The sequence below is a fragment of the Auritidibacter ignavus genome, from assembly GCF_029853775.1.
GTDB lineage: Bacteria > Actinomycetota > Actinomycetes > Actinomycetales > Micrococcaceae > Auritidibacter > Auritidibacter ignavus.
The window spans coordinates 363949-383445 of sequence record NZ_CP122564.1; the positions used below are offsets into that span (position 1 = coordinate 363949).

The 19497-nt window shown below is 59.6% G+C and carries 15 protein-coding genes and 2 tRNA genes; 15 read left to right on the forward strand and 2 right to left on the reverse strand.

Annotation, left to right across the window (positions count from 1 at the left end):
• Positions 1-216 precede the first annotated feature (216 nt).
• The 4 genes from QDX22_RS01590 (at position 217) to QDX22_RS01605 (ending at position 3522) form a co-directional block, all read left to right on the forward strand.
• Positions 217-720, forward strand: coding sequence for a ribose-5-phosphate isomerase (locus tag QDX22_RS01590; protein WP_110100381.1), 504 nt, complete (start codon positions 217-219; stop codon positions 718-720).
• An 11-nt stretch (positions 721-731) separates the two neighbouring features.
• A complete protein-coding gene (locus tag QDX22_RS01595; RefSeq protein WP_110100382.1) occupies positions 732-1622 on the forward strand; it encodes an Fpg/Nei family DNA glycosylase in 891 nt (296 codons plus the stop codon).
• Between the two features lie 74 nt (positions 1623-1696).
• Entirely contained in the window at positions 1697-2383 is a 687-nt protein-coding gene (gene lipB / locus QDX22_RS01600; RefSeq protein ID WP_110100383.1) for a lipoyl(octanoyl) transferase LipB, read from the forward strand.
• 35 nt (positions 2384-2418) lie between these two features.
• Entirely contained in the window at positions 2419-3522 is a 1104-nt protein-coding gene (locus QDX22_RS01605) for a lipoyl synthase (RefSeq protein WP_110100384.1), read from the forward strand.
• A gap of 229 nt (positions 3523-3751) precedes the next feature.
• Here QDX22_RS01605 and QDX22_RS01610 read toward each other — a convergent pair.
• A tRNA-Gly gene (locus QDX22_RS01610) sits at positions 3752-3825 on the reverse strand.
• Between the two features lie 257 nt (positions 3826-4082).
• Here QDX22_RS01610 and QDX22_RS01615 point away from each other — a divergent pair.
• The 6 genes from QDX22_RS01615 (at position 4083) to QDX22_RS01640 (ending at position 9416) form a co-directional block, all read left to right on the forward strand.
• Positions 4083-4156 (forward strand) — tRNA-Pro (locus QDX22_RS01615).
• Between the two features lie 66 nt (positions 4157-4222).
• A complete protein-coding gene (gene tig / locus QDX22_RS01620) occupies positions 4223-5605 on the forward strand; it encodes a trigger factor (protein ID WP_122548665.1) in 1383 nt (460 codons plus the stop codon).
• Between the two features lie 203 nt (positions 5606-5808).
• Positions 5809-6429 carry an ATP-dependent Clp protease proteolytic subunit gene (locus QDX22_RS01625; protein WP_110099789.1) on the forward strand — a complete coding sequence of 207 codons (621 nt, stop codon included), beginning with the start codon at positions 5809-5811 and terminating at the stop codon, positions 6427-6429.
• Between the two features lie 59 nt (positions 6430-6488).
• A complete protein-coding gene (locus QDX22_RS01630) occupies positions 6489-7154 on the forward strand; it encodes an ATP-dependent Clp protease proteolytic subunit (protein WP_369860237.1) in 666 nt (221 codons plus the stop codon).
• Between the two features lie 231 nt (positions 7155-7385).
• Positions 7386-8696 carry an ATP-dependent Clp protease ATP-binding subunit ClpX gene (clpX, locus tag QDX22_RS01635; RefSeq protein WP_110099788.1) on the forward strand — a complete coding sequence of 437 codons (1311 nt, stop codon included), beginning with the start codon at positions 7386-7388 and terminating at the stop codon, positions 8694-8696.
• A gap of 117 nt (positions 8697-8813) precedes the next feature.
• A complete protein-coding gene (locus QDX22_RS01640; protein WP_110100386.1) occupies positions 8814-9416 on the forward strand; it encodes a DsbA family protein in 603 nt (200 codons plus the stop codon).
• A gap of 111 nt (positions 9417-9527) precedes the next feature.
• Here the strand turns inward: QDX22_RS01640 and valS are convergent, their stop codons facing one another.
• Entirely contained in the window at positions 9528-12176 is a 2649-nt protein-coding gene (gene valS, locus QDX22_RS01645; protein WP_122548664.1) for a valine--tRNA ligase, read from the reverse strand.
• 128 nt (positions 12177-12304) lie between these two features.
• On the opposite strand from valS, the gene QDX22_RS01650 reads away from it, so the two are divergent.
• From QDX22_RS01650 to ndk, 5 genes are all read left to right on the forward strand, one after another.
• Entirely contained in the window at positions 12305-13093 is a 789-nt protein-coding gene (locus QDX22_RS01650; RefSeq protein ID WP_279672880.1) for an SDR family oxidoreductase, read from the forward strand.
• 339 nt (positions 13094-13432) lie between these two features.
• The gene (gene ileS / locus QDX22_RS01655) at positions 13433-16858 is read left to right on the forward strand and encodes an isoleucine--tRNA ligase (RefSeq protein ID WP_424923548.1); all 3426 of its coding nucleotides are present in this window, start codon (positions 13433-13435) and stop codon (positions 16856-16858) included.
• Between the two features lie 6 nt (positions 16859-16864).
• Positions 16865-18445: a bifunctional folylpolyglutamate synthase/dihydrofolate synthase gene (locus tag QDX22_RS01660; protein ID WP_244924633.1), complete on the forward strand. Its 1581-nt coding sequence runs from the start codon at positions 16865-16867 to the stop codon at positions 18443-18445.
• Positions 18438-18965: a DUF4233 domain-containing protein gene (locus QDX22_RS01665; RefSeq protein WP_110100387.1), complete on the forward strand. Its 528-nt coding sequence runs from the start codon at positions 18438-18440 to the stop codon at positions 18963-18965. The genes QDX22_RS01660 and QDX22_RS01665 overlap by 8 nt, the downstream gene beginning before the upstream one ends.
• A 95-nt stretch (positions 18966-19060) precedes the next feature.
• Positions 19061-19495: a nucleoside-diphosphate kinase gene (gene ndk, locus QDX22_RS01670; RefSeq protein ID WP_110100388.1), complete on the forward strand. Its 435-nt coding sequence runs from the start codon at positions 19061-19063 to the stop codon at positions 19493-19495.
• Positions 19496-19497 lie beyond the last annotated feature (2 nt).

Sequence of the window (19497 nt, forward strand, 5' to 3'; positions counted from 1 at the left end):
GCTGGACGTCTCGGGTTGATCGGATTCGAAGTCCGGTCGTCTCTTGGTCTGTTCCCCATTGTGTCACTTTCTGTGCGTTTCTTGTCTGCCACAGCAGACTCACCGTTGGATAGCTGGCTCGTCAGCCGGTGCTCCGCGGTGAGAGGGTTCGCGGTAGGGTGAAGGTGAGGCTCACACCGTCATCGACCGCAGCAACACCAAGGGGAGACCAACGCCATGCGTGTGCACATTGCCACCGATCATGCCGGGCTGGATTTGGCCCACTACTTCATTGATCACCTGACTGATTCCGGATACGACGTGTTGGACCACGGGCCTCAGGCCTATGACCCCGACGATGATTACCCGTCATTCTGCATCAACGCCGCGCTCGCAGTCGCCCGGGAACGTGCAGCCGGAATGGACTCCTTGGGTATTGTGCTGGGTGGGTCCGGCAATGGTGAACAAATTGCTGCTAATAAAGTCCCCGGTATCCGAGCTGCCCTGGCCTGGTCAGTAGCCACCGCCCACCTGGCCCGTGAACACAATGACGCTCAGCTCATCGCTATCGGGGGGCGCCAGCACGCAGCCGAGGAAGCCTTGGAAATTGTGACCGCATTCTTAGAGACACCGTTTAGCGGTGAAGAACGTCACCAGCGCCGCATTGACCAGGTTGCCGAGTTCGAACAGCGCGGTGAGATCGAAGGTTTCGAACTGGGCACCGACGGGTTGGACGCGTAACGACGTAGCTGATGCCTGAAGGACACTCCATCCACCGGTTGGCCCGATATTTCTCCGAGGTCTTTACCGACCAACCGTTACGCATCACCTCTCCGCAAGGACGGTTCAGTGCCGGCGCCGCCCGGCTAGACGGGCGGCGGGCTACGCGGGCTGAAGCCTACGGGAAACATTTTTTCCTCGTCTTTGACCACGAGCTGATCCTCAACGTGCATTTGGGCATGTACGGGGCCTGGACCTTCGGTGGTGACGAGCATGTGGCCACCGTGTCCTCGATCGGAGCTCCACGCAAGATCGGCGAACGTGAGCAGCACTCCTTGCAGCTGAGCACCAACCCGGTCGATCCGCCAGAGCCCAAACCCACCACTCGGGTCAGGATCGTCTCCGACCACGGGTGGGCTGATCTCATCGGTGCCTCTGTGGTCCGGGTGCTCACCGTGGATGAAGCTGGCGACGTGGTGGCCAGTATTGGACCTGACCCCTTGCGACGTGATGCCGACCCGCAACGGTTTATCGACCGAGCGCTGGCCACTCGACGTCCCATCGGGGAGGTGCTGATGGACCAGAAAATCATTGGTGGAATCGGCAATATCTACCGGGCCGAAGGGCTCTTTCGCACCGGCATCAACCCGCACACCCCGTCGCGACAACTCGGCGCGGAACAGCTGCACCAGCTGTGGGAGGATGAAGTGCGACTGATGCGTCGTGGTGTCGCGACCGGGAAGATTATCACCACCCGGGCCGAAGATCGTCCCGGAATCGCTCTGAACGATGCCTGGCCCGAGCACGCCTATTACGTCTATCAACGACAGAACGAGCCATGCCGGGTCTGTGGCACACAGAACATTGTCGTGGAATCGATGCACCAACGAAAACTGTACTGGTGCACCCGCTGTCAGGGATAAGATAATTTGCGTCATCAACCGAAGTCATCTGGTTTAATGGATGTACTTTCATCGCGCAGGATTGAGGGGATTGCATGCGCATTCTCAACGAACTCGACAACGGTCTACAGAGCTATGCGACCATGGACCAGCGCCAACGTGAAATTCACCGGGCTGTCTCTGAAGGCCGAGAAGAATCAACGCTACTGATCTGGCAGGCCGAATCCACCTACACGGCCGGACGGAACACCAAGGCTGTCGACATTATCTCCGATGAGATTCCGGTGATTGAGACGGACCGTGCCGGATCGGTGACCTGGCACGGGCCCGGACAGCTCATTGTGTACCCGATCGTCAAGCTTGCCGAGCCCATCGACACATTGCGCTACATCCGCAGTGTGGAAGCCTCCGTGCTCACCGTGCTGGGTGAACACTACGACTTGCCGGTAGAACGCATCCAGGACCGGGCCGGAGTCTGGTTGCGCAACCCCGACCGGAAGATCTCGGCCATTGGCCTGAAGATTTCGCGCGGGGCGACCATGCACGGTATTTCGCTCAACGTCACGACCGACCCCAATACATCGTTCACTGGGATTATCCCGTGTGGCATCAATGACGCTGCGGTGACCTCGATGGCAGAAGAAGGCGTCACCGACCTTGCGGTCGCTGATCTGGTTGATCCGCTGGTCGCGGAGCTCACCGAACGATTGACCCCACTGATTGATCCGATCTACTCCACCACCGCAGAAACGGACCAGAGTCTTCAGCCACACCACAGCTGATCCGATCTCGTCTCACAAGGAGAGGAACACCTGACATGTCGACCTTGCCGAAAGTAGAAGGACGCAAGCTATTGCGCATCGAGGCGCGAAACGCTCAAGTACCTCGCGAGGATCGACCCGACTGGTTGAAAACCCAAGCCACAGTTGGGCCGGAATACCGGAACATGCGTGAGCAAGTCCGCAAGCAGTCTCTGAACACTGTCTGCGCGGAAGCCAACTGCCCCAACATTTACGAGTGCTGGGAAGACCGGGAAGCCTCGTTCTTAATCGGTGGGGCGGTGTGCACCCGCCGGTGTAGCTTCTGCGACATCGCCACCGGTAAGCCGGGGGAGTACGACCAAGAAGAGCCCGAACGTGTGGCTGACTCGGTGTCGGAACTCGGGCTACGCTATGTGACGGTGACCGGTGTGGCCCGCGACGACCTCGAAGACGGTGCCGCCTGGCTGTATGCTGAAACCTGCCGTGCCATTCATCGTCGTGGCGAAGGCACCGGGGTGGAGCTGCTGGTCGATGACTTCCGCGGGGGAGACCGCCCGTTGCAGATGGTCTTCGACGCTCAGCCCCAGGTCTTTGCCCACAACATCGAGACTGTTCCGCGGTTGATGAAGATTATTCGTCCCGCCTTTCGGTATGAGAAATCCTTGGGTGCACTCAGTAAAGCCCGCGACGCAGGACTGGTCACCAAATCCAACCTGATTCTCGGCATGGGAGAGACCACCGAAGAAATTGAAGAAACCATTGGCGATCTGGTCGATGCCGGAACCCACATTTTGACCATCACCCAGTACATGCGACCCTCGCCGCTACACCAGCCGGTCGACCGCTGGGTCAAGCCCCAAGAGTTCCTCCGGTTGCGTGACTTCGCCTACGAGCGTGGTGTCAAGGCCTGCATGTCAGGGCCGTTGGTGCGGTCTTCCTACCGTTCCGGCAAGCTCTACGTTGAGGCCATGAACGCGCTGGGTCGGCAGATCCCTGCCGAGTTCGCTCATCTGAAGGAAGCAGCTGAGGGCTCGACCCGTCAGGAAGCTGCCACTGTGGTGCAACGTCTCAAGGCCCGCGGTGCCGTCGACGACAACCCGGACGAACCGGCTTTGCCGGCACACCAGCCCGGTGACCGCACCCAGTTGCCGGTGGCCTAGACCCGCAACGGACGAGCGAGAGAGTGTCCTGATGTTTGGCGCGGGACACCACAGCTTTCGCTCCGATGAAGTGTGGGCGCGATAATTCCTCGCAAGCATTGCTAACCGGGTTGCCAACCGTTGCTTATTCAACGGAGGACGAGGGCGAGGAACCCAGGTGAAAAAGGCCGCGAGCCCTCTGTGTGCATACCTCAATGAACTACCGGGGCTGGGCGGATCAAAGCCGTTGTGGAGGGGATGACGGGAATCGAACCCGCACTATCTGCTTGGAAGGCAGAGGCTCTACCATTGAGCTACATCCCCGCAGTGCACATCAGAGTAGTTATCACCACTGCAATGCACAGCGAATTTGAGTGTAGTGCAAAAAAGTGTTCAGTCCAAATTTCCGTTTTGGACGCGAAACAGACTAAGATATCGTGGGTGCCTAGTGGCCTCCAGGCCTGCGTGATGGTTATTCAGTCAACGGTCCTGCGGAGTAATCCACGTGCGGTGAAGGATCGTTTCACCGTCAGGGTGCCACTGTTGTCGGAGTCAACACGGTGTGTTGTGCCCGGGCATTTCGGGACGTAGCTCAGCTTGGTAGAGCGCGCGCTTTGGGAGCGTGAGGTCGCAGGTTCAAATCCTGTCGTCCCGACAGTTTCGGTTCGTCGTTAACCGCTACACAATTCCATTTATCCACGATCGATATCAGGAGTCCTACGTGGTCAAGTCCACAACAGAGAATCTCAGCCCCACTCGGGTCAAGCTGGAGATTGAGGTTCCTTACGAAGAACTCAAGCCCCGTATTGACGTTGCGTATAAGAGCATTGCCAATCAGGTGCAGATCCCTGGTTTCCGCAAGGGCAAGGTTCCTCCGCGTTTGATCGACCAGCGCTTCGGTCGTGGTCTGGTGATCGAACAGGCCGTCAACGACAACCTGGACTCATTCTTCCAGCAGGGTCTGCGCGAGGCTGAGGTCGTGCCACTGTCTCGCCCCGAGGTGGATATCCAGGCCGTTCCCGGAGCCGACGGCGATGACGAAGCGCCCCTGAAGTTTACCGCTGAAATGGACATTCGGCCCAAGGTTGAACTGCCAGACTATAAGGGCCTGAAGGTCACTGTTGACCCGGCTGAGCCCAGCGCAGAAGATGAGCAAAAGGCTCTGGACGACCTGCGTGCACGGTTTGCCACCCTGAAAGACATCGATCGCCCGGCAGGGCAGGACGATTTCGTGACGATCTCTTTGACCGCCAGCATTGACGGTGAAACGGTTGATGAGGCCGAAGACCTGTCCTACCAGATCGGTTCTGGCACCATGCTCGAGGGTATGGACGAGGCACTCGACGGTCTATCAGCCGGAGAAGACGCCGTGTTCGAGACCACCCTGGCCGGCGGCGAGCACTCCGGTGAGGCTGCCACCGTCAAGGTGGTGCTTAACGCCGTCAAGGAGCGCGAGTTGCCCGAGGCTGACGATGACTTCGCACAGCTGGCCTCCGAGTTTGATACTCTCGATGAACTCAAGGAAGATCTCAAGAAGCAGGCTGCTGACGAAGCCGTGACCAACCAGGGGATTGAAGCCCGCGACAAGGTCCTGGAGGAACTGCTGAAGCTGGTCGAGGTGCCCGTGCCCGAGTCGGTCATTACCGAACAGCTGGAACAGCACTTCAACGATGGCGGTCACTCTGCCGGAGATGACCATGACACGGAGGAGCACCGCGAAGAAGTCGAGAACAACTTCCGCGAAGCCTTCGTCAACGAGATCGTGCTCGATGAGGTCGCCGATCAGGAAGAAATCGGCGTCGAACAGGCTGAGCTGATCGAATACATTATCACCACCGCTCAGCAATACGGCATGGACCCCAACCAGTTCGCGCAGATGCTGGATCAGGGCAACCAGGTGCCGATGATCATGGGTGAGGTGCGTCGTCGCAAGGCTCTGGCCAAGGTCCTCGAATACGCCGAGGTGACCGACACCAAGGGCAACGCCGTGGACCTGTCGTCCTTCGTTAAGCCACAGGACGATGACGCGGACGAGGTCGCTGAGCCCACCGAAGAGGACGAAACAAGCGAATCCACCGAGGAAGCCGACGACGAGCAGAAATAAAACTCAGCCATACTGAACGGGCCCGTTGAGGAGCAGAATTGCTCCCCGGCGGGCCCGTGGCATGTGACGGACTCGTGCCAACAGCGAAATACCGTGTGCTGTGGCCCCAGAACGAGCCGATCATCAGTAGTGTTTTTCCCGAAGATGATTCAACCAGGCTGCCGTGGAGGTAGCTGTCAGCATTGAAGGAAGGTAGGACGTCCATGACAGATTCGTCCCCCGCACCACGGATGGCCACTGTCGATCCGGCCGAACGTGAAGACTACATCTACAACCGTTTGCTGAAAGAGCGCATCATCTGGTTGGGGTCTGAAGTTCGCGATGACAACGCCAACGCAATCTGCTCGCAAATGCTGTTGCTCTCCGCAGAGGATCCCCGGAGCGACATCTACCTCTACATTAACTCCCCGGGTGGCTCGGTGACGGCCGGGATGGCCATCTACGACACCATGCAGTACATTCCCAACGACGTGGTGACTGTAGCAACCGGTTTGGCTGCCTCCATGGGACAGTTCCTGCTCTCTTCCGGGACCAAGGGCAAGCGCTACGCCACCCCCCACGCCCGCATTCTGATGCACCAACCCTCCGGCGGTATCGGTGGTACCGAGTCTGACATCCGCATTCAGGCCCAGCTGATCATGCACATGAAGAAAGTCATGGCCGAGCTGACTGCAGAACAGACCGGCCAGAGTGTGGAACGGATCCTCAAAGATAATGAACGCGACATGTGGTTTACCGCCGAGCAGGGCCTGGAATACGGTTTCTTCGACCACATCGCCGAACGTGCCGGTTCCGTATCCGGTGGTGGCGGCGTCGAGCAGTAACCATCCTGGTGTCACCACCACACTCAGCGGACTAACCACATCTTTTCAGGAGCTCTTCGATGACACAGCACAAACACTCTGGTCAGGACATGCCCGCCGCGCAGGCGCCGATGATGCCTTCGGCACGCTACATTCTCCCGCAATTTGAGGAACGCACTCCCTACGGTTTCAAACGACAGGACCCCTACGCTCGGTTGTTTGAGGACCGGATTATCTTCCTGGGAACCCAGGTCGATGACGCCTCCGCCGATGACATTATGGCTCAGCTTTTGGTGCTAGAAGCCATGGATTCGGAACGTGACATCACTCTGTACATCAACTCCCCGGGTGGATCCTTCACCGCGATGACGGCGATCTACGACACCCTCCAGTTCATCCGCCCCGAGGTCCAAACCGTGTGCCTGGGACAGGCAGCCTCGGCTGCCGCTGTCTTGCTGGCCGCCGGCACTCCGGGCAAGCGCCTGGCGCTTCCCAACGCGCGCGTGCTGATCCACCAGCCATCCATGGGCGGTGACCGTGGTACGGCAACGGATCTACAGATTCACGCTGACGAATTGTTGCGGATTCGTACCTGGATGGAAGAAGTCCTCGCCCAGCACACCAACCGTAGCGTCGATCAGGTTCGCGCTGATATTGACCGCGATAAGTTCTTGTCCTCCGAAGAGGCCAAAGAATACGGTCTCGTCGACGAGGTGCTGGAGTCGCGCAAGATCAAACGTAGCTAAGCCTGACAGTAGCACCGGTGGGGTGGACACTCTGCGATGAGATGTTCACGCCACCGGTGCCTTTCTGTGTGGTTATCCCCAGCGTGGAGACGAGATTTCCATCGCCCGGGACGTTCGGGGTAGTTTTGGGCGGGAGATCCCCTGAGCGAGCAAGGCACACGGGTGTAACGGGGCAGAAAAGTTCCGGCCAGCTACTATGCTTGGATCGAAACAAAATTGTGAGGAGTCACCTTGGCACGAATCGGAGAAAGTGCGGACCTGCTGAAATGTTCCTTCTGTGGCAAATCCCAGAAGCAGGTTCGTAAGCTCATCGCCGGTCCCGGCGTCTACATCTGTGATGAGTGCATTGAACTGTGCAACGAAATCATTGAGGAAGAACTCACCGAAGTTGCCGAGACCAACGACGTCGACTTGCCGACTCCTCGCGAGATTTTCGACCACTTGGACCAGTACGTCATTGGCCAGCAACGAGCCAAAAAAGCCTTGTCAGTCGCGGTCTACAACCATTACAAACGTGTCCGGGGCAATGACACCATCCGCCAGGCTGTTACCGACACGTTCGGAGATGACTCGATTCTAGATGCGCTGGCCGATGTGGAGGTCGGAAAATCGAATATCCTCTTGGTCGGCCCTACCGGTTCGGGCAAAACCTACTTGGCACAGACCCTGGCCAAGAAACTCGACGTGCCGTTTATCGTCGCGGACGCAACCGCACTGACCGAAGCCGGCTACGTGGGCGAAGATGTCGAGAACATTCTGCTTAAGCTGATTCAGGCCGCAGATTTTGACGTCAAGAAGGCCGAACAGGGCATTATCTATATTGACGAGATCGATAAGATCTCACGGAAATCCGAGAATCCTTCGATTACCCGCGACGTCTCCGGTGAAGGGGTGCAACAGGCCCTGCTGAAGATCCTGGAGGGTACCGTTGCCTCGGTGCCGCCACAGGGCGGTCGCAAGCACCCGCACCAGGAATTCCTGCAAATTGATACCTCTAATGTCCTGTTCATCGTGGCCGGTGCATTTGCCGGACTCGATGGCATTATCGAGTCCCGGGCTGGACGTAAGGGGATCGGCTTCGGCGCAGCCTTGTCGAGTTTCGGTGAAGGGGAGTTGCCCTCCTACTCTGATGTGCGTCCTGAAGATCTGCTGAAATTTGGTTTGATTCCTGAATTCATTGGGCGCCTGCCGGTCATTACCGCAGTAGACCCACTGGATCGGGAGGCACTCATTCGGGTGCTGACCGAGCCGAGGAACGCTGTGCTGAAGCAGTACCAAAAGATGTTTGCGTTAGATGGTGTCGAGCTTGAATTTGACCAGTCCGCTCTTGATGCTGTCGTGGACCAGGCAGAAGAACGAGGTGCAGGAGCCCGTGGGCTACGCTCCATTCTGGAAAACGTGCTACAGCCGGTGATGTTTGATCTGCCCTCACGAAACGACATTGCCTCGGTGACGATCACCGGCGACGTCGTGCGAGGTGAGGCCGAACCGCTGATGGTCACTCGCGAGGTGACCCACAAACGGCGCACCAAATCGGCCTAATTTTACGTTTTTGACCGGTATCGGAACTGTACGGAATAAATCCGCGAAGCGTGTCGCTATGCCCAACAGACTGCATTGCAGTAGATTCCGGAACCCGACAGAAGGAGATACGCTCCGATGGCCGAAAATAACGTCGTCAATTTCTGGTTTGACCCGATCTGCCCCTTCGCCTGGGTGACCTCGCGCTGGATCCGTGAAGTCGAGCAGGTCCGCGATATCACCCTCGACTGGCATGTGATGTCGCTGGGCATCCTCAATGATGCCGAGGGCAAAGAGAAAGACCCCAACGTGTGGTTGCCTGCCCGGGCCGCTGTCGCCGTCGAACAACGTCTGGGGCATGATCGTTTAGGCGAGTTCTACACTGCAGTGGGCACCCAGATTCACAACAATGACGTCTCTGATCGCGAGGCAGCCGTCCGGACCGCTCTGGAGGAGATCGGAGCCAGCGAACAGGCCGATCAGGTCATCGCTGATGCACGGACCGACGTGAACGACAAGGCACTGGCCAGCTCCCACCAGCAGGCAATTGATTTGGTCGGTAACGAGGTCGGCACTCCGGTGGTGCAGTTCGGTGACACTGCCTTCTTCGGCCCGGTGCTGTCCAAGATTCCGCGCGGTGAAGAAGCCGGCAAGATCTTTGATGGTGCTGTAGCGCTGGCGGGCTACCCCTACTTCTATGAGCTCAAGCGCAGTCGCGACTCCACACCACGCTTCGACTAATCTGCGCTGAGACACAAACGGCGGGGGTGGCCACTGTCTTGGTGGCCACCCCCGCCGTTTGTGGTCGCACCGGGACTAACTAATCCGGTCCCGACCACTCGGGGCAGGAGCTTAGCTCTCGGACTCCACGAGCTCGGTGTTGATCACGGAGATATCGTGTTCTTCATCGGTATTCGTGAGGTCGGTGAACTCCAGGTGCTGGATGCGCCCGGCAGCGTACAGGTCGTCTTGGGCCTGCCGGATTTGGTCAGCACGCGCGGAGGTCGCCTGAATAGTGGCGGTTGAGACCTCGGTGCGTTGCGACACCTTCGCATCGGACTTGGCCTTACGAACCCCGGACAGTGCACGTGCCACGGCGGTGAGCACCTCGGAATCGCTGTCACGGCCAACGGCGTCAATACCGGCAGATTCGCCCTCACGCCCCGGCCACGGTGCTGAGTGTACTGAGCCCTGTTGCCACCAGCTCCAGGTCTCATCGGTAGCGAAGGGCTGGAAAGGTGCCAACAATCGTTGCAGTGCGTCCAGTGCGGTGGCCAGGGTGACCACGGCAGAGCGTTGCTGGTCGTCGCCCCGCCCGCCATAGGCGCGGTCCTTGACCAGCTCGACGTAGTTGTCGGTGAAGTTCCAGAAGAAGGTCTCCACAACGGTCAATGCCCGGGCGTAGTCATAGCGCTCAAAGCCAACAGTGGCTTGCTGGATAGTGTCGGACAGCTGGGCCAACAACGACCGGTCCAGCGGATGGGTGATCTGTGCGGCCTGGTCAGCTGTGGTCGCAACCCAGGAGCGGTTGGCCCCCAGTTGCAACACGAACTTGGTGGCGTTGAGTAGCTTGATCGCCAGACGACGACCAATCTTCATCTGATTGACCTCATAGGCGGTGTCGGCGCCCAACTTGGCTGACGCCGCCCAATACCGAACCGCGTCCGCCCCGAATTTGTCCAGGATATCCATCGGCACCACAACGTTGCCCTTGGACTTTGACATCTTCTTCCGGTCCGGGTCGAGAATCCAGCCAGACAGGGCAGTGTGCTGCCACGGCACGGAATCGTGGAGCGCATCGGCCCGCACCACCGTGGAGAACAGCCAGGTTCGAATAATGTCGTGGCCCTGCGGACGCAGATCGAAAGGAAAGACCTTGTCGAATAGCTCATCATTGGTCGACCATTCGCCAATAATCTGTGGAGTCAGTGACGAGGTCGCCCAGGTGTCCAGCACGTCCGGATCACCAGTGAACCCGCCGGGCCGATCGCGCTGCTCAGCAGTGTAGCCGGCGGGAACATCCTGCAACGGATCAACCGGGAGCTGGGCGTCCTCTGGAATCAGCGGGGACTCATAGTCGGGCTCACCCTGGTCATCCAGCCGGTACCAGATCGGTACCGGGACCCCAAAAAACCGCTGGCGGGAGACCAGCCAGTCACCGTTGAGGTTCTCCACCCAGTTGGTGTAGCGAGACTGCATGAATTCTGGGTGCCACTGCAACTGGTCACCGCGGGCAATCAGTGCATCCCGGCGGTCGGTGTCCCGGCCACCATTGCGCAAATACCACTGACGGGAGGTGACAATCTCCAAGGGCTTTTCGCCCTTTTCGTAGAAGTTCACCGCGTGCATGATCTTCTTCGGCTGTCCATCGAGCAAATCATGTTCTTGCAGCATCTCCACGACGGCCTTCTTGGCGGAAAACACGGTCTTGCCGGCCAGTCGTTCATAGTTAGCACGACCGAACTCGGAGGTGATCCATTCTGGGGTCTCGGACTGGAATCGGCCGTCACGACCGATCACCGTGCGGGTATCCAGCTCTAGCTCACGCCACCAGGTCACGTCGGTGAGGTCACCGAAGGTACAGATCATCGCGATACCCGACCCCTTATCCGGCTGAGCCAGCGGGTGGGCCTTGACCTCGACGGGAACCTCAAACAGTGGGGACGTCACGGTGGTGCCGAAGTAGGGCTTGTACCGTTCATCGTCGGGATGAGCCACCAACGCGGTACAAGCCGGTAGCAGTTCGGGGCGGGTGGTTTCAATAAAGATCTTCTCACCCTGCTCGGTGGTGAAAGCGTACCGGTGGTAGGCGCCTTCCATCTCGCGGTCTTCCAGCTCGGCCTGGGCGACCGCGGTGCGGAAGGTGACGTCCCACAGCGTGGGAGCCTCGGCCATATAGGCATCGCCATCGGCGAGGTTCTGCAGGAAGGCCCGCTGGGAGACTTCTCGGGAGTGGTCATCGATAGTGCGGTAGGACAGATTCCAATCCACCGACAGGCCCAGACGGGTGAACAGATCCTCGTAGACCTTCTCATCGTCGGTGGACAACTCCAGACACAGCTCGATGAAGTTTTGGCGGGAGATCACATCCCAGTCGCGCTGGTTCTTTGCCGGCTTGTCCGGTGGACGATAATCGGGGTCATACGGCGTGGCCGGGTCGGTGCGCACTCCGTAGTAGTTCTGCACGCGACGCTCGGTGGGCAAACCGTTATCGTCCCAGCCCATCGGGTAGAACACGTTCTTCCCGTTCATCCGCTGATAGCGGGCCAACACGTCGGTCTGGGTATAGGAGAATACGTGACCGACGTGCAACGACCCCGAAGCGGTCGGTGGGGGAGTATCGATGGAGTAGACCTGGTCACGATCCGTGTCAGGGTCGAAGACATAGACCCGGTCGGCTTCCCACCGGGCGGTAAATTTCTCTTCGAGCCCTTCGAGGCCTGGACGATCAGGGATGGTGTTGTTTTTGGGCGAGTTCGAGCCCTGAAGATCTTCTGCCATGCCACATATTCTTTCACAGACCACCACTCCGACAGCACGTGCTGAGCAGTATGTCCCAGACCTGACGGACCAGGTGGGCACCCGTTGCGTTACCTCCCGGGGCCGCATCAGCCGGGTACTGTAAAGCTATGACCTCAGAGATGACGGATTTTCACGCAACCCGTTCGGCCGTGGTCACCGGAGCCTCCTCCGGTATCGGCCACGCCACCGCGCTTCAGCTCTCCGACCAAGGCTGGAAGGTATTCGCCGGAGCACGTCGCCTCGACCGGCTTGAAGAGCTGGCGGCACAAGTCGCCCAACCCACCGGGGAAATTATTCCCCTAGAACTAGACGTCACCGACCAAGACTCGGTGGACCGCTTCGTTGTGGCCGTGACCGAAGCCGGAGGAGTCGACACGGTGATCAACATCGCCGGCGGGGCGCACGGCACCGACCCCATTGGCCAGAGCAAAGACGAGGACTGGGACTGGATGTTGCAGACCAACGTCATGGGGGCGTTGCGCGTGATCCGGGGCTTCCTTCCGATGCTCCGAGAATCCGGTGCCGGCACCGTGCTGAATCTGACCTCCACAGCCGGCATCGTCGCCTATGAGGGCGGGGCCGGTTACAACGCTGCCAAATTCGGCGAACACGCGCTCACCGCCGCACTACGGCTTGAGGAAGCCGAACATAATCTACGGGTGGTTGAAGTGCTCCCCGGCCTGGTCAAGACCGATGAGTTCGCTCTCAACCGCATGGGCGGAGATGCCGACGCCGCCGCAAAAGTCTATGAAGGTGTCGCCGAGCCGCTCACCGCAGAAGATGTCGCTGAGGTGTGCGTGTACGCCGTCACCTTGCCACACCACATCAACCTCGACCAGATCGTGATGCGACCGGTTAAACAAGCCGCCCAACACAAGCTGATTCGAGACGCCTGAGCGACCTCGGGTTAATTCGATTTTGCCCAGCACGTGGTTTAGGATGAACCCAGAATAACCGCATACTTCACCAGCGATGACCCGGCAATCACCGGCGAGCTTCCGGAAGAACAGTCCTCGTGTCACTGGCATCAACATTGAGGCGAGTACCTAGTAGAACCGGACGGGTCAGCCCGTTACAGCGTTGCGATGAGCGATCTGAGCTTCAACTCAGATAAGCAGGGTGGTACCGCGTACACCGCTGTGGCTAGCCAGGGTGCGCCACAGGTTGTGCGTCCTTGCACACCAGAGATTCACACCGACCCGTGATTGATCGTCAGCAAGGAAGGTAACTCCACCGTGTACCCTCAGGCCAGCTCCGATTCTGAGTCCGTGCGCAACGGCTCCACTCCGTCATCGCCGAATATGCCCGCCATTGAGGAGGCCATTCTGGCGTACTGGGAATCCGATGGCACCTTCCAAGCCTCCATTGACCAACGTCCGGCCATCGCTGAGGACGGAACCAATAATGAGTTCGTTTTCTACGACGGGCCACCCTTCGCCAACGGCCTGCCTCACTACGGCCACCTGCTCACCGGGTACGTCAAAGACCTTGTGGCCCGTTACCAAACCCAGCAGGGTAAGCGCGTCGAGCGTCGGTTCGGCTGGGATACCCATGGCTTGCCCGCCGAGCTGGAAGCCATGAAGCAGCTGGGCATGACCGATAAGGCCGAAATTGAGGCCATGGGTATCGATAAGTTCAACGACGCCTGCCGGTCTTCGGTGCTCAAATACACCGAAGAGTGGAAAAACTACGTCAATCGGCAGGGGCGCTGGGTCGATTTCGATAACGACTACAAGACACTGTATCCCTCCTACATGGAATCGGTGCTGTGGGCGTTCAAAGACCTGTCCGAGAAAGGGCTCACCTACCGTGGCTTCCGCGTTCTGCCCTACTGCTGGAAAGATGAAACTCCGCTGTCCAACCACGAGTTGCGTATGGACGATGACGTCTACCAGCAACGTCAAGATCCCTCAGTGACGGTAACCTTCCGACTCACCGGCGGGATCGACGATCACCTGCTGGATGCCTCGTACATCGCCAGCTCACAAACCGCCCAGGACCTGGCCGGGGTGCGCGTGTTGGCCTGGACGACCACGCCGTGGACGCTACCCACCAATGGGTCGCTGGCGGTGGGACCGGAGGTCTCCTACGTGGTGCTACCCCGTGGCCCAAAGGCCACCACGGTGGACTCGCTGGACGGTGAACGTTTCCTGCTGGCCACAGAACGGCTGGCCGCCTATGCCACCGATCTAGGCTATGAGTCCGTGGAAGCTGCCACCGAAGCGATCACCGCCACCTATGCCGGAACGGACCTGGGCGGATTGACCTACCAGCCGATTTTCACCTACTTCTCCGAAGACGAGAAGTGGGGCAACCAGCACGCCTTCCGCGTGCTGGTTGCTGACTACGTCTCCACCGATGACGGTACCGGTGTGGTCCACCAGTCATCTGCCTATGGTGAAGACGACCAGATGATCAATGAAGCCCACGACATCCCCGTGGTGCTCTCCGTCGATGAGGGCGCGAAATTCCTGCCACTGTTCGGCGATGAGTCCCTGGGCGAGGGCAAGCTCAAAGACATTGCTGGGTTGCAGGTGTTTGAGGCCAACCGTCCGATTATTCGCTCGTTGCGCGCTGCCGGCGAGCTGGTGAAAGAAGCCTCTTATGAACACTCCTACCCGCACTGCTGGCGGTGCCGGACTCCGCTGATCTACCGGGCGATCACCTCCTGGTACGTGAAAGTTACCGAGTTCAAAGACTCGATGCTGGAACTGAACCAGCAGATCAACTGGATTCCCGATAACGTCAAGGACGGCCAGTTTGGTAAATGGCTGGAAAACGCCCGCGACTGGTCGATTTCGCGCAACCGGTACTGGGGCTCCCCGATCCCGGTGTGGGAATCCGATGACCCCAACTACCCGCGCCAAGAAATCTACGGTTCCCTAGCTGAACTCGAAGAAGCCTTCGGCGAACTACCCCGCAATGCCCACGGCGAGGTGGATCTGCACCGGCCCTGGATTGATCAGCTGGTCCGCCCCAACCCGGATGACCCTACCGGCACGTCGATGATGCGTCGAGTGCCCGATGTGCTCGATGTGTGGTTCGACTCCGGGTCGATGCCCTATGCCCAGGTGCATTATCCCATGGAGCACAAGGACTGGTTCGACACCCACAACCCAGCCGACTTCATCGTGGAATACATCGGCCAGACCCGTGGCTGGTTCTACACCATGCACGTGCTAGCCACCGCCCTGTTCCACCGCCCGGCGTTCAAAAACGTGATCTCCCACGGTATTGTGCTGGGCTCGGACGGGCAGAAGATGTCCAAGTCGCTACGCAACTACCCGGACGTCTCCGAGGTGCTGGACCGGGACGGCTCGGATGCGATGCGCTGGTTCCTGATGGCCTCGCCCATTCTGCGCGGTGGCACCCTGATCGTCAGCGAAGACGGCATTCGCGAAGCCGCCCGACAGGTGCTCCTTCCGGCCTGGAACGTGTGGCACTTCTTCACGCTCTACGCCAATTCTGCCACCGCCGGTGGCACCCGACCGCAGGGATATCGGGCCCAGTACCGTTATGAGGCCACCGACCCGCTGGACCGCTACATTCTGGCCACCACCGGCACCATGATCACCCAGGTCAAAGAGTACATGGACCACTACCTCGTGCCCCAGGCGACCGAGGAACTGCGCCGGTACATGGACACCATGACCAACTGGTATATTCGTCGCTCTCGGCAGCGGTTCTTCGATGAGAATGAACAATCCCTGGACGTGTTGTTCACGTGCCTGGAAGCCTTCTGCCGGGTGGCAGCACCGTTGTTGCCGATGGTGACCGAGGAAATCTGGCGGGGCCTGACCGGGGGACGTTCGGTGCACTTGACCGACTACCCGGACGCCAGCCTGTTCCCGCAAGGCGAGGATGCCGAGGCCGTCCAGCACAGCATGAACCTGGCCCGGGAGATTTCCTCGGCCGGTTCTGCGCTGCGTAAGGGTGCGGGCCGGCGCGTCCGCTTGCCGCTGCGCAAGCTCTCGGTGGTCATTGAAAATGCCGGACGCGTTGATCAGACCGTCTCCGAGATCATCTCCGATGAGCTCAACATCAACACCATCGACGTCAAAGACACCAGTGAAGCCTCAGCCACCGATTTCGGCATCACCCAGCAACTTGTCGTCAACGCCCGGGCCGCCGGTCCGCGCTTAGGCAAGCAGGTCCAACAGGTCATCAAAGCCTCCAAGTCTGGGGATTGGTCGGTCGCCGACGGCGTGGTCACCGCCGGCGGTGTCGAGCTGGTCGAGGGCGAATACGAGCTCGCGACCACCGTGGATCAGTCCGAAGGGTCCGACGAGACTGCGGTGGCGGTGATCTCCGACGGGTTCCTGGTGTTGGACACCAGTGTCGATGACGAGTTGGCCGCCGAAGGCTCGGCCCGCGACGTGATCCGCGCGGTCCAGGCAGCACGTCGTGAAGCCGGTCTGGACGTCTCCGACCGGATTCGGACCGAGATCACCGGGCCCACCGGACTGATCACAGCCATTGACGCCCACCGGGAGCTGATCAGCCAAGAGACGCTGACCACGCAGCTGGAGCTTGTGGCGGATGAAAACCGGGACGACCCGCGTGGTTCGATGGCCGATGACGCCTCCAAGCTGGTCAGTGTTAGCGTAGAGGTGGTTTCGTCGGCTTCCACCGATTCCCTCGCATCAATCCAGAAAGCGTAGTGCCTCGTGTCAGAGCTGTCACCAGATCCCCAGACCGGGCCCCAGAGCCTGGAGGAGCTCTATGGCGATCTGCTCGCCCGCGCCCCAGAAAACAAGATGGAGCCACGGATGGAGCCGATGTATCGTGCCATGGATTTGCTTGGGGATCCCCAACACTGCGCACCGGTCATTCATCTGACCGGTACCAATGGCAAAACCTCCACCGCTGGCATGATCGAGACCATGCTCAACAGCTACGGGCTCTCCACCGGGCGCTATACCTCACCGCACCTGGTGAAATTCACCGAACGGATGACGTTGAACTCCGAGCCGGTCGATGATGAGACCGTGCTGCGGGTGTGGTCGGAGATCTTGCCGGTCGTGCGCCTGGTGGATCAGGAGCTGCTGGTTGAGGACGAGACGCCACTGACCTATTTTGAAGCCATGACCGTGCTGGCGTTCGCGGTTTTCGCTGACGCGCCGGTCGACGTGATGGTGCTTGAGGTGGGACTCGGTGGGATCACCGATGCCACCAACGTTGCCGATGCCCAAGTTTCCGTGGTCACTCCCATTTCCCTGGATCACACCGACCTGCTGGGCGAGACCGTCGAAGAGATTGCCGAGGAGAAGGCCGGGATTATCAAACCCGACGGGTACGTCGTCTCCGCTGCGCAGGAACCGGCGGCTGCCCAGGTGCTCCTGGATAAGGCGCGCGAGGTTGGTGCCAGCTTCGCGTTTGAAAACCTGGAATTTGGGGTCACCGACCGCCGGGTGGCGGTCGGCGGGCAGCAAGTCTCGGTGCAGGGACTCAGCGGTACATACCCCGAGCTGTTCCTGCCACTCCACGGCCCCCATCAGGCAGAAAATCTCGCGGTAGCCATCGTAGCGATGGAAGCCTTCCTCGGCCACGGCGGTCACACCTTGAACCAGGAGCTACTGCAACAGGGGCTACTGCAGGTCACCAGCCCGGGACGGCTGGAAGTGCTTCGTACCAACCCAACCTTGGTGATTGACGCGGCGCATAACCCAGCCGGTATGGAAGCCACCGCCGTCAGTGTCACAGAGGCCTTCAACTTCACCAAGCTGGCGCTGGTCGTTGGCATTCTGGAAGAAAAGGATGCCCGCGGCGTGTTAGCCAGTCTCTATGACGCTTTTGGGGACACGGTCGAGCACGTGGCCCTGACAGCCTCTGCCTCACCACGCGCCATTGATCCCGACACTCTGGTGGAATACGCCCTGGATGCCGGATGGGATGCCGACACGCTACATCCCGAACCGGCCCCGACCGATGCGATTCGATGGGCCGTCGAAGCCGTGGTGGACGAGGATGAAGAACTGCACGAATCCGGCACCGCCAACATTACTGATGGCACCGGTGGCCCCGGTGTATTGGTCACCGGGTCAATCACTTTGGTAGGCCAAGTCCGTGGCCTGCTCGGCCCCGGGCAGACCGAGACCACCGATACCGCAGCCGCCCACGCGGCGGCAGCAGCCGCGGTGGTCGAAGATCACGACGACCTGGCAGCCTTCTTCGCCACCGAGGAAGACGACACGGATGACGACGTGGACCGTGGTGGCCACGGTCAGCAGGGTGATACCGATGACTGATCAACACCAACCATCAGAACCGCCCACCGGAACCACCGGCCGAGAGTCCTGGCGGCCCCAGCGCGAAACACAACGCCAAAAAGACTGGCGCCCGGGCCAACCACAGAAACGCCGTTCCCTGCGGGTGATGTTCTGCGCTTCGCTACTGGGCCTGGAATCCCTGGTACTGGTTTTCTACGGCATGACCGTGTTGAACCTCAACCGCGAGGAACCCTGGGCGGTCCCGGTCTTCTGGGCCTCGATCGCCCTGGCTGTACTGGCACTGGTCACCACGAGACTGCTCACTAAGCCCCTGGGATACTGGATCGGGTGGGGGATCCAAGTGCTGTTTGTACTGGGGGGATTTCTCGAATACTTTGCCTTGATCTTGGGAGCCGGATTCCTGGCTGCCTGGTGGTGGGCCGTGGTCCGGGGAGGGCAGATGGATGAAGAGAACATCGTCCGCGACCGACAGCAACGCGCATGGGAGATTGCCCACGGGTACCGTTGTGCTACCGACCATCCCGACACAAAGAGCTAACCGGCCCACCAGACCGCTTCGGTATACTCTCAGCTAGATACCGTCACCGGTCACCGACCCACAACAGCAAGACGACAGAAAGAGGTGCAGTCCCGATGGCCACCCCAGAACGTTCGCTGATTCTGATTAAGCCAGATGGAGTCAAACGAGGCTTGGTCGGTGAGATCCTGACCCGCATCGAGCACAAGGGTTACCGTATCGTCGAATTGGAAATGATGACCGCCAACCCGGAGATGTTGGCCGATCACTACGAAGAGCACCAGGGCAAAGAATTCTTCCCCGCCCTGGTCGAGTTCATGTCCTCCGGTCCGCTGGTGGCCGCCATCGTGGAAGGCGATCGCGTGATCGAAGGCATCCGCGCGCTGACCGGCAAGACCGACCCCACTGTGGCACTGCCGGGCACCATTCGCGGAGACTTCGGTCGTGATTGGGGCCCTGGTGTGCAACAGAACCTCATCCACGCCTCGGATTCAACCCTGTCGGCCGAGCGCGAGATGGAGATCTGGTTCGGCTGGAACCGCGCTGACTAATC

Bases quoted from the DNA above. Each gene is read 5' to 3' on its own strand.
- QDX22_RS01590 (WP_110100381.1), top strand. From the start codon at position 217: ATGCGTGTGCACATTGCCACCGATCATGCCGGGCTGGATTTGGCCCAC.
- QDX22_RS01595 (WP_110100382.1), top strand. From the start codon at position 732: ATGCCTGAAGGACACTCCATCCACCGGTTGGCCCGATATTTCTCCGAG.
- lipB (WP_110100383.1), top strand. From the start codon at position 1,697: ATGCGCATTCTCAACGAACTCGACAACGGTCTACAGAGCTATGCGACC.
- QDX22_RS01605 (WP_110100384.1), top strand. From the start codon at position 2,419: ATGTCGACCTTGCCGAAAGTAGAAGGACGCAAGCTATTGCGCATCGAG.
- QDX22_RS01625 (WP_110099789.1), top strand. From the start codon at position 5,809: ATGACAGATTCGTCCCCCGCACCACGGATGGCCACTGTCGATCCGGCC.
- QDX22_RS01630 (WP_369860237.1), top strand. From the start codon at position 6,489: ATGACACAGCACAAACACTCTGGTCAGGACATGCCCGCCGCGCAGGCG.
- QDX22_RS01640 (WP_110100386.1), top strand. From the start codon at position 8,814: ATGGCCGAAAATAACGTCGTCAATTTCTGGTTTGACCCGATCTGCCCC.
- valS (WP_122548664.1), bottom strand. From the start codon at position 12,176: ATGGCAGAAGATCTTCAGGGCTCGAACTCGCCCAAAAACAACACCATC.
- QDX22_RS01650 (WP_279672880.1), top strand. From the start codon at position 12,305: ATGACCTCAGAGATGACGGATTTTCACGCAACCCGTTCGGCCGTGGTC.
- QDX22_RS01665 (WP_110100387.1), top strand. From the start codon at position 18,438: ATGACTGATCAACACCAACCATCAGAACCGCCCACCGGAACCACCGGC.
- ndk (WP_110100388.1), top strand. From the start codon at position 19,061: ATGGCCACCCCAGAACGTTCGCTGATTCTGATTAAGCCAGATGGAGTC.